The sequence below is a fragment of the Bradyrhizobium sp. genome (genome assembly GCF_049691595.1).
GTDB lineage: Bacteria > Pseudomonadota > Alphaproteobacteria > Rhizobiales > Xanthobacteraceae > Bradyrhizobium.
This window is the reverse complement of sequence record NZ_JBAVNZ010000174.1, coordinates 23,595-33,818: the sequence shown is the minus strand read 5'-3', so window position 1 is coordinate 33,818 and position 10,224 is coordinate 23,595. Positions and strand designations below refer to the sequence as shown.

Here is a 10,224-nt window from a genome sequence, read left to right as displayed (position 1 = left end):
TACCGTAACCCTCGAAATGCGATGCAAGGACGAACACGTCGGCTTCGGCGTAAAGAGCTGCGAGCCGTGGCGGCGATACCGCACCTAGCGCGGCAATTCGCTTTCCAAGCTGGTGGCGCGCGATATCTGCGTCGAGTTGCGCGGCAGCATCCCGGTCTCGCGAGCGGTCGCCGGCAATCGTCAGCCGCCATGGCAGATCGGTGAGCGTAGCCAGCGCTGCAACCAGCACATCGAAGCCCTTGCGCGGCACCACTGCGCCGACTGACAGCAGCCTCAGGGCGCCGTCCTCGCGGCTTTGCGCCACTCGAACTGGATCGCTGCCCGGCCTCGCTACGGTAATGCGATCGGCCGGAACGCCGTAGTCGGAAGCAACTATTCGCGCGGTGACCGCGCTGGTAACGACAACGCCTTGCACGGCTGAGAGTGCTGCCCGCTCACTGCCGCGCAGCGCGTTGGCTTGCTCCACGGAGAGGCCCCATTCCAGTGCGAGCGGATGATGCACCAGTGCCAGCAGTGGATTACGGCCGGCCAGCTGTGACGCGGTTTCCGGCAGAACGCCGAGCGCCAGGCCATCGACGACGATACTGCGGCCAGCGGGCGTCGCGAGCAGCCGTGTCTGCGCCGTCGTGCGCGTCGCCTCGTCAGGCCAGGGGAAGCCGTGGCCGAGGTTGAGCAGATCGATCCGCCAGCCGAGGTGGCCGAGCTCGGCAATCATGCGCCGGTCATAGGCATAGCCCCCCGTCGGGGTCGCAAGATCCCCCGGCACGGCGAACACGAAATGCCTTACCACAAATCCGCCTCGTACCAGGCGCGCGCGACATGCGATTCGGAGAGCGTGACACGTATCGCCTTGAGCTCGCCGCCATTGCGGCCGAGTTCACCGGCGCGCGCTTCCTTGGCCAACCGATCGAAAATATGCTTCGTGAGAAATTCGGTCGTCGTATTGTTGCCCTTGAATTCAGGCACTTCGTCAAGATTGCGATAGTTCAGTGCCGCCAGCACGGCCTTAAGCGCGTCATGCGCGCGGCCGATGTCGATGACGATGCCATTGCTGTCGAGCGTCTCCGCGATGAAGGCTGCGTCGATGACGAAGGTCGCGCCGTGCAGCGCCTGCGCTGGCCCGAACACGGCGCCGCGGAACGAATGGGCTATCATGATATGGTCACGAACTTCTACAGCGAACAAGGGACCTCCTCAGGGATATGTAATGGGCTGGCACAATACGCCACTGCCAGCGTTGAGAATATCGGGTAACCGTCGCGCCAGATCCGGAAATGAAACCGCCGGCGCCAGCAGGGCGTCGAGCCGCGCATCGGTCAGCAGGGCGAGCGCCGCGGCGAGCCGTCGGCCATGCGTCCAGCGAGGCCGGTGCGACGGCGCGATCCGGCCAACCTGGCTCGATATCAGCCGCAGCCGGCGGCTGTGGAAGGCGCCACCAAGCGCTGCCGCCACCGTCGCGTCGCCATACCAGCTCAATTCAAGCACGGTCGCCTCCTCACCGGCGAGTGCGAGTGCCGTGCCAAGTCCGGCCGGATTGCCGCTGGCGTGAACCACGAGGTCACATTCGCCCCTTGCCGTTTCCGGCCGCTCAAAGCCAACACCGAGGACGCGCGCCAATTCCGCCCGTGCCGGGTTGATGTCGACGAGAGTCACCTCCGCGCCGGGAAGCTGCCCGCACAAATACGCAACCAAAGAGCCGACAACGCCAGCGCCGACAATGGCGATACGGTCGGCCGGGCCGGGCGCCGCATCCCAGACCGCGTTGAGCGCGGTCTCCATATTGGCGGCCAGCACCGCACGTTGCGGTGGCAGATCTTTCGGTAGCGCCACGACGGCGTTCGCCGGGACGTTGAAGAAATTCTGGTGCGGGTAGAGCGTGAAAACCGTGCGCCCGTGGAGTTCATCCGCTCCGCCTTCGATCCGGCCGACCGTCGCGTAGCCGTATTTCACCGGAAATGGAAAATGGCCAGCCATGAAGGGTGCGCGCATGCGCTCGAACTCACTCGCCGGTATGCGCCCGGCAAGGACCAGCGCCTCGGTGCCGCGGCTGACGGCGCCATAAAGTGCCCGAACACGCACTTCGCCCGCTCCGGGTGCCGGGAGCGCTTCCTCGCGGATATCTGCTTGTCCGGGCCCGCTGTACCAGAGCGCCTGGGCAACCACGTCGGGCCGGCTGATCGCCACTTTGCTTTTATCCCCGGATTGGACTTTGCGACGGTTCGTGGTGTTATATCATGGAGTTTGCACCGTCCGCCGAGGGATTAGAAGTCGTAACCGCGTGTTGGAGCGCTCCCCACGACAAGCCATCCAGGCCGACGCCGCCGGAAATGATATTTTCGGCCGGCGCTTGCTGTTTGCTGCGATTTTTTCCGGCACTATGGCTGGACTCCTGGGACTCGCCGCGTTGGCGCTGACGCCGGGCGGCTTCGGCATTGTCGATATGATGCTGCTGGCGCTATTGGCGGTCACACTGCCCTGGATGGTGGCGGGATTCTGGAACGCAGCGATCGGACTCCTGATCGTGCGTTTTTCCGCCGATCCGATTACGGCGGTAATGCCCGCGGCGGCCCTCATCCGTGGCGACGAGCCGGTGACTGCGTCAACCGCGATTCTGTTGTGCATCCGAAACGAATTGCCTGAGCGAATGATTCGCAATCTTGAACCGATGCTGGCCGGCCTCGATGCGGCCGGTTGCGGCGATCGTTTCAATCTCTATGTCCTCAGCGACACCAGCGACGCGACGATCGCAGGCAATGAGGAGGCCGGGTTTGCGGCGTTGACCTCGCGCTGGTGCAATCGGATCGCGATCACTTACCGGCGTCGCGCGGTCAACACGGGCTATAAGGCCGGTAATATCCGGGAATTCTGCGAGCGCTGGGGGAGCAAACACGATTTCGCGGTTACGCTCGACGCCGACAGTCTCATGACGGCCGAGGCTGTTCTCCGTCTCGTCCGCATCATGCAGATGGATCCCAAGCTCGGGATTCTTCAGGGGCTGATCGTGGGCCTTCCGTCTACCAGCGCTTTCGCGCGCGTCTTTCAGTTCGGCATGCGGCTTGGCATGCGCTCCTACACCATAGGCAGCGCCTGGTGGCAGGGTGATTGTGGGCCCTATTGGGGCCACAATGCGCTACTGCGGCTTGGGCCGTTCATCGCGCATTGCGCGCTGCCGCTCCTGTCCAGCAATGCAACGGAAGATCGCCATATCCTGAGCCATGATCAGATCGAAGCCGTGCTGATGCGCGCCGCCGGTTACGACGTACGCGTACTGCCGCAGGAGGATTTGGGCTGGGAAGAAAATCCGCCAACTTTGATCGAATTCATCCGCCGCGACCTGCGCTGGTGCCAGGGCAACATGCAGTATTGGCGCTTTCTCTCACTTCCGGGTCTCAGGCCGGTAAGCCGATATCAATTGGCGCTGGCCATCGTGATGTTTATCGGATCGCCGGCCTGGATTGGATTGTTCGTGCTTGGCACGCTCGCTGTCGCATTCTCCGATACGCCCGCGGACTTCATTCGTGCCGACGCCGGCATGGCGCTGTTCGTGTGCATGCTGGTGATGTGGTTCGCGCCGAAAATTGCCAGCGCCATCGAGACCCTGTTGCGCCCGGAGCTTCGCCGGTCGTTTGGCGGTGCCGGTCTGTTCATCGTTAACTTCGTCATCGAAACCGTTTATTCGATCCTGCTTTGTCCGATCCTGTGGTTCGGCCATACAATCTTTCTTGCCGGGCTGATGCTCGGCCGGGAAATCGGATGGATTGGGCAAACTCGCGACGACCACGCAGTGCCGTTTAGGCTGGCGCTGCGTAGTTTGTGGCCGCACACGCTGCTCGGATGCGCCGCGCTCGGTCTCCTGGCGGTGACACAGCCCGCGGCTATTCCCTATGCGTTGTTGCTCGCCGGTGGCCCGGCTTTGGCCATCCCGTTTGCCATGATGACCGCGTGGCCTTGGCTCGGCAGCCTTGCCGTCCGGATCGGCATCGGCCGGCTGCCCGAGGAGACCACCAGGCCGGCAGTGCTGCTCGCCCTTGCGCTGCCTGCGATCGAATCGGCCGCGCCGTTGCCGCGGCCGAGCGCGGTTTGAGGCGGTGTTCGAAGGCTTCAGGATCGCACGCGGTATTATCCGGTCGCTTCGTATTTACTACGGCGACAGGTCGCGCGCGGCGGCGATGGACCGGCTCTACGGTGGCTTTGTGCGGCGTGGGGATCTGGTGTTCGATATCGGCGCCCATGTCGGCGACCGCGTGGCCTCGTTCCACAGACTGGGCGCGCGGATCATCGCGGTCGAGCCGCAGCCCGCCCTGGTCAGGCTGCTCAAGCTGCTATACGGCCGCTGTGCCGATGTCGCGGTCGAGGCGCTGGCGGTCGGCTGCACCGTCGGCACGACCAGCCTGATGATCAACGTCGATAACCCCACGGTTTCGACGGCATCACGTGAGTTTGTGAACGCCGCGCGTGATGCGTCCGGCTGGGAAACGCAGCGCTGGGTCAAGTCGGTGCCGGTGCCGGTGACGACGCTGGACGCGCTGATCGTCAAGTACGGTGCGCCGGCCTTCATCAAAATCGACGTCGAAGGTTTTGAGGAAGAGGCGCTGCAGGGATTGACGCGCGCGGTCAAGGCGCTGTCATTCGAATTCACGACAATCCAGCGCGGTGTTGCGCTCGCCTGCATCGAACGCTGCATCGCGCTGGGCTATGTGCGGTTCAACGCCGCGCTCGGCGAGAGCCAGATTTTTGTGAATACGGATTGGGTCTGCGGCGAGGAGATCGCCAGCTGGCTGGCGGGGCTACCGCACGCCGCCAATTCCGGGGACATTTATGCCGCTCTCGCCTGACCGCAACAGGCCCATGCGGCGACGCCTGTGCCTGGCCGTCACCGCGCTGATCGCCGCCGGCTACGGCCTGACATTGATGATCTTCTATCCTGGCATAATGACCTACGACGCAAAATTCGCTTATGGAGACATCGCCAAGGGCGTGCTCGGCGACTGGCAATCCCCGGTAATGGTCGTGCTGTGGGGCTTGATCGACCCGGTCGCGCCGGGTGCAGGCAGCATGTTCCTGCTGATCGCGACCTCCTACTGGCTGGGCTTTGGCATTCTGGCGTTGGCGCTGGCGCGCGGCTCAACCTGGCTCGCGCTATTGCTGCCGCTGCTGGCGCTGACGCCGCCGGCCTTCGTCTTTGTCGGGATCATCTGGCGTGATATCCTGTTCGCGACCGCCTGGCTCCTGGCGGCGGCAATCATCTTCGCTGTTTCCGGAAGCGACGCGCGCCTTCGGGTGCCGGTGCAGGTGCTGGCCATCGTGCTGTGCGCCCTGGGCGTGCTGCTGCGTCCTAATGCGCTGATCGCCGCGCCGATCCTCGCTGCCTATATCGTCTGGCCGACGCAAACGTCCTTCAAGCGCATGGTGATCCTGTTCGTTCCGGCCGTGGTGGGATTTTTCGCACTGGTGCAGGTCACCTATTACGTCGCGCTGGGCGCAACGCGGCAGCATCCGTTGCAGTCGATCATGGTGTTCGATCTCGGTGGCATCAGCCACTTCACCAGGCAGAACCAGTTCCCGGTCGACTGGAGCGAGTCTGAGAGCGTGCAGCTCCTGAACACCTGCTACCAGCCGACGCAATGGGACATCTATTGGCGGCTCGAGCCTTGCGATTTCGTGATGCGCAAGGTGGAGCGCGAGCAGAAGCTGTTCGGCACGCCGGCGATCGTGCAGGCCTGGGCGAATGCGGTCACACGCCATCCATTGGCTTATGTCCAGCATCGTGCGGCATTCATGTGGAATTTCCTCAGCGGCAACAATAGTATGATGTGGCTTGCCGACGTTGAGCGGCCGACGGAGAACGTGTTCCTGGACCGTCCGGCCTTCGTCGCGCTGGTCCGACTGCACGACAAGCTCAAGCCGACCCCGCTGTTCCGGGCTGGACCGTGGCTGCTGGCTTGTGGCATCGTTTGCGTATTCGCGTGGCGGCGACGCGAGACGCCCGAAGCCGCCTTTGCTCTGGGTGTTTGCGGATCGGCCGCCGTCTATGTGCTGACCTTCGTCGCCGTCGGCGTTGCGTCAGATTTCCGTTACGCTTATTGGGGAGTGCTCGCCGGCATCGTAGGCGGCGCGGTCGTCGGGTCGGGCCGGCCGCATCCCCGAGTGCTTGGGGATGGCGGTGATCGGCGACTTTCTTCAACGCCGGCCGCACACGATATCCTGCAGCGAGTGATTGATTAGCCGTATGACCAGAGACCGCGCCGGGGCAAGTGACAGGGATCGCAGCCGGGCTGGATCATCCAAGGGCATGTCATCCGGCGCGTTCATCCTGTCAAGCCGTCTGTTGCCCGCTGGGACAAGCTCTCGATACGACAGGGCGATGCTTTGCCTTGCTGCAATCCTTCACGCTATCGCGCTGATCATCATGGCTGCGACCGAAGCCGGTCTGGTCGCCAAGGTCGCATTCCTGCTGGTCTGGGCCTCGTTTAATTGTTTCTGGCTTGCACTATTTCGCCGTCCGACCGTGGCGGCTCTGCTATCGCTCCAATTCGTCGCCGCGCTCACGACGCTTTCACGGTTCAAGTTCGACAAGCTCTGGATGACCGTCGATTTCGTCGACCTGATGATCATCGATCAGGATACGTCGGCATTCCTGCTGGCTTCTTTCCCCCCGCTGCGTGGCTGGATCATACTCGCCGCAACGGCCACCGCGGCGTCTTTGATCGCGGCCTGGCGGCTTGATTCGCGCCGGGTGCGTGTGCGCACAAGCCTGATTGGCGGCACCCTTTGCCTGGTCGCGCTTGTTGCGCTGTCACTGTGGTTCCCGACCGGCCTCGATGAGGATTTCATCAGCCAGAACTATGTTTCGAAATTCGCGCGCACAGGCGTGGAGGCAATACATGAATTTGCTTCACACGGATATCTGGAATCCGATGCGGGCGTGGCCGAAAGCCTGAATGCTTCGCCGATTGCTGCTTGCCATCCGTCAAGCAGACTCCCGCACATTATACTGTTGCATGACGAATCCAGTTTCGACATTACCGCCGCGCCTGGAATAAGCGTGCCAGCCGGCTATCATCACTATTTCCAGTCCCTGGACGGCAGGGCGCGCAAGCTTGTCGTGGAAGGCGTCGGCGGACCGAGCTGGTTCACCGAATACAACGTGCTCACCGGTCTCTCTGTTCGCTCCTACGGACGTTTTGCGACCGCTGTGACCCGGATCGCCGCCGGCCGCGTTAGTCGGGGGCTGCCGCATTCATTGAGCCGCTGCGGCTACAAGACCTACAGTCTCTATCCGTTCTATGGCGCTTTTCTCGGTTCGCGTGCCTTCCAGATCACCGCCGGCATCGCGCGCTATCTGGATATGCTCGACCTTGGCACGCGTAATTTCGAGGCCGATAGTTTTTATTTCGATCGAGCTGTCGAAATAATAGAGCGCGAGCGCGGCAATGGGCCACTCTTTCTCTACGTTTACACCGTAGCCAATCATTTTCCCTGGGACACGCGCCTGCGTCCCGAGCTTACGCCGGGCTGGCGTGATCTCGGCAACGCCCCGGACGTTGATGAGTACATTCGTCGGCAGTGGATGACGGCGCAGGACTACCGCAGATTGCTGGAGCGGCTAGCGGTGGAGTTCCCGGCTGAATCGTTCCTGATCGTGCGCTATGGCGATCATCAGCCGCAGTTCGGCGCTCGAATAATTGATCCGTCGTTGAGCGGGGAAGCGCTGGCGCGACGTCTGGAAGCATCGGATCTGCGCTATTTGACAACCTACTACTCAATTGATGCCGTGAATTTCACGCCGGCCGATCTATCCTCGGCGCTCGACAGGCTCGATGCAGCGTACTTGCCCCTGGTCGTGCAGGAGGCAGCAGGAGTACCGCTCGGTCCGAGTTTTTCGGAACAGAAGAAGATACTGCAACGCTGCCAAGGCCTGTTCTATCGCTGTGCAGGGGGCGCAGAGGCCCGGCGTTTCAATCGGCTCCTGATCGAGGCTGGGTCGGTGAAGCGACTCTAGCCAGGCCGTGGGCAGGCTCAAGGGCCTTCGCGCTCGGGATCTCCTTCAGTCGCGTCTTCGCCCTGCACGCCCGTCGGCGCCGGTCCGCCGCGGGTTCGAATGATGATCGCGATGATATCGACATCGACCTTGAGCAGATCGAGGTCGCGCGTCATCTCACGTAATTCCTGACCCTTGCGGGCAATCTCCTCCGAGACGTCGACGGCCATGTTGCGCTCGGTGACCCCGCCCGAGCTGCCGATGAACATTTTGGCCCTGATCCACGCCAGCCGGGCCCGATGCGTATCGCGCGCGAACTTCTTTTCCACGAATTGCCGCCGGGCTTCGAGATAGGCCGCCAGTAATTCCACGTCGGACATTGTGTACAGGGAGTCGGCTGAAAGGTTCATGGCACCGGGCCAAAGCTTGTGGAGACCATGGTGAACTCGTCAGGCGGACGCGCCGCCCTGCAATTTCGATCGGAGTCTTGTCCCCAGAATATTTGACGCGCCGCCACTCTTCCAAGCGGAATCTTTGCTCGTATCATAGCGCAATTCCGAATCACCGGAGGGACGGGTCATGGCGACGAACATCGCGCTGAAGCGCGCCAGGAAAGCACAACGGCGAAAACAGGTGGTGGCTGAGAAGCGACGGGTCGAGGCATTGGAGGCAAGTCTGCCTGCCCGTGTGCTCCGGGCCGCCCATGCTCCCGTTCAACACTGCTTCCTCTCCGAATCCGTGTTCGAGATTGGCATGGGGACGCTGGTTCTGGCGCGCGGCGCCACGCGCCATCACCTCGCGTTCAGTTCGTTTCTGATCGACGTATTCTGTCTCGGCATCAAGGATGTGATGTTCGAATCGGTCGACAGCGAAGTTTTCGGGATGTACCTCGACGCGACGGATGCCAGGTCGCCCATGGCTTCCGTCGATCCGAGCTACGCCCGCAAGCTGCTGCGCGATCTTGCCGCGTGGTCGCAATCGATCGGTTTCGCGCCGCACCGGGACTTCGCAGCGGTGGAGCGGATGTTCGGCGAGGTGAGCGCGGACGCAAGCGCCGCGGTCTTTCGATTCGGTCGCGACGGCAAGCCCCTCTACATTCCCGGCCCGAACGACACCGTCCCGCTCATTCGGCGGCGGATCGCGCAGATCGAGCAATATCTCGGCGATGACGGCTTGGGCTCCGAGAAGGCGGCCTGAGGCTGATCTTGGGCTCCCTCCGGTGCGACGCAGCACGCGCGGGGCGGAATTGCGAAGGCGTATTCCACCGACTTCAACAGCGCCGTGCGGCGCGATACGCTGCGCCTCGCGCCCTGCGGTTTTGTTTCGCCGGGAGCCGGTCAAAGCGGCTCGCGCGGAACGGCGGGAGAATGGGTTGGTCTCGATTTTCCGCGCGTACCTTCTGGAAAATCGTCTCGTTCTGGTCTAAGCTGGGACATCATCGGACAACAAGGCGATGGGCCGGAAGAATCGGAACGCACTCGCCGAGCGGGTCGTCAAGGCTGCGGAGGCGGCGCTTGCTGCCCAAGGTTATGTGAGTTCCATCGACGTGCTCGTCGGGATCGGGTGGCTTGACGCGCGGAAGGTGGAACAATGGCGGCAGGGTCAGATCGACTGCCTCGAGAGCGCCATGCAGACCAACCCGCCACGCATATCGGAGGCCATGAAACTGTTCCGGTCCTGGGCGACCGGACGAGGCTTGTCCGCAAGCCCGACGCACTATGTCGCGCGTAGTCCGCAACGTCAGACGCTGCGTTTTAGCCGAAGCGGGGACCCTGCGATCGAGGCGATGTATCGGACCCATTGGGTTTCGCAAGAGCTTTCCGACAGGGAACGCGAACGCCTGGCAAAGAAGGCAAGCCGTGCCCCGGATCTGGTGGTGATCCAGCCATTGAACAGGGAATGGACGTGTCACCGATGTGGCAATACCGGTGACCTGCTGATGATGGAAAATTCGGGCCCGGCATGCCTGGGCTGCGTTGGTCTCGATGATCTTGAGTTCCTGCCGGCGGGCGATGCGCTGCTGTCGCGGCGGGTGAAGGCGAAAAGCGCGAGATGCGCGGTTGTCGTGCGCTTCAGCCGGAGTCGTCGTCGCTACGAGCGACAAGGTCTGTTGGTCGAGCCGCCAGCGTTGGCGGGTGTGCAGGACGACCTCGAACTGCAGCGGCGAGGGTGATATCCTGCCGTGACCTTCATCGACAGGCCACGGTCCACCCGCCCGACCGCGTCGAACCGGCAACGCTTCG

At 62.8% G+C, this 10,224-nt stretch carries 10 protein-coding genes; 6 read left to right on the top strand and 4 right to left on the bottom strand.

From position 1 onward, the window contains the following. From WCE35_RS07930 to WCE35_RS07920, 3 genes are all read right to left on the bottom strand, one after another. Positions 1-775 (bottom strand): glycosyltransferase family 4 protein (locus WCE35_RS07930; protein ID WP_424592797.1); only part of this gene is annotated, 775 nt, incomplete at its 3' end. A gap of 8 nt (positions 776-783) precedes the next feature. Further along, positions 784-1,185 carry a 6-pyruvoyl trahydropterin synthase family protein gene (locus WCE35_RS07925; RefSeq protein WP_424592796.1) on the bottom strand — a complete coding sequence of 134 codons (402 nt, stop codon included), beginning with the start codon at positions 1,183-1,185 and terminating at the stop codon, positions 784-786. A gap of 9 nt (positions 1,186-1,194) precedes the next feature. Further along, positions 1,195-2,184: a zinc-dependent alcohol dehydrogenase gene (locus tag WCE35_RS07920; protein ID WP_424592795.1), complete on the bottom strand. Its 990-nt coding sequence runs from the start codon at positions 2,182-2,184 to the stop codon at positions 1,195-1,197. 37 nt (positions 2,185-2,221) lie between these two features. Here WCE35_RS07920 and mdoH point away from each other — a divergent pair, with 37 nt between their 5' ends. The 4 genes from mdoH (at position 2,222) to WCE35_RS07900 (ending at position 8,002) form a co-directional block, all read left to right on the top strand. Continuing rightward, positions 2,222-4,084: a glucans biosynthesis glucosyltransferase MdoH gene (gene mdoH, locus WCE35_RS07915; protein ID WP_424592794.1), complete on the top strand. Its 1,863-nt coding sequence runs from the start codon at positions 2,222-2,224 to the stop codon at positions 4,082-4,084. A 4-nt stretch (positions 4,085-4,088) separates the two neighbouring features. After that, a complete protein-coding gene (locus tag WCE35_RS07910) occupies positions 4,089-4,835 on the top strand; it encodes an FkbM family methyltransferase (RefSeq protein ID WP_424592793.1) in 747 nt (248 codons plus the stop codon). Between the two features lie 142 nt (positions 4,836-4,977). Then, positions 4,978-6,225, top strand: a complete 1,248-nt coding sequence (locus tag WCE35_RS07905; RefSeq protein ID WP_424592792.1) for a hypothetical protein — start codon at positions 4,978-4,980, stop codon at positions 6,223-6,225. Positions 6,226-6,409: 184 nt separating this feature from the next. Then, positions 6,410-8,002 (top strand): sulfatase-like hydrolase/transferase, encoded by a 1,593-nt coding sequence (locus tag WCE35_RS07900; RefSeq protein WP_424592791.1) that lies wholly within the window; start codon positions 6,410-6,412, stop codon positions 8,000-8,002. A gap of 17 nt (positions 8,003-8,019) precedes the next feature. Here WCE35_RS07900 and WCE35_RS07895 read toward each other — a convergent pair whose 3' ends face one another. After that, entirely contained in the window at positions 8,020-8,361 is a 342-nt protein-coding gene (locus WCE35_RS07895; RefSeq protein WP_424592790.1) for a hypothetical protein, read from the bottom strand. A gap of 199 nt (positions 8,362-8,560) precedes the next feature. On the opposite strand from WCE35_RS07895, the gene WCE35_RS07890 reads away from it, so the two are divergent. Next, positions 8,561-9,178 (top strand): hypothetical protein, encoded by a 618-nt coding sequence (locus WCE35_RS07890; protein WP_424592789.1) that lies wholly within the window; start codon positions 8,561-8,563, stop codon positions 9,176-9,178. 256 nt (positions 9,179-9,434) lie between these two features. Next, positions 9,435-10,154 (top strand): hypothetical protein, encoded by a 720-nt coding sequence (locus tag WCE35_RS07885; protein ID WP_424592788.1) that lies wholly within the window; start codon positions 9,435-9,437, stop codon positions 10,152-10,154. The last annotated feature ends 70 nt before the right edge of the window (positions 10,155-10,224 follow it).

Excerpts from the sequence above, each read along its gene's own strand:
- WCE35_RS07900 (WP_424592791.1), top strand. The coding sequence starts at position 6,410 with ATGGCTGCGACCGAAGCCGGTCTGGTCGCCAAGGTCGCATTCCTGCTG.
- WCE35_RS07895 (WP_424592790.1), bottom strand. The coding sequence starts at position 8,361 with ATGTCCGACGTGGAATTACTGGCGGCCTATCTCGAAGCCCGGCGGCAA.
- WCE35_RS07890 (WP_424592789.1), top strand. The coding sequence starts at position 8,561 with ATGGCGACGAACATCGCGCTGAAGCGCGCCAGGAAAGCACAACGGCGA.
- WCE35_RS07885 (WP_424592788.1), top strand. The coding sequence starts at position 9,435 with ATGGGCCGGAAGAATCGGAACGCACTCGCCGAGCGGGTCGTCAAGGCT.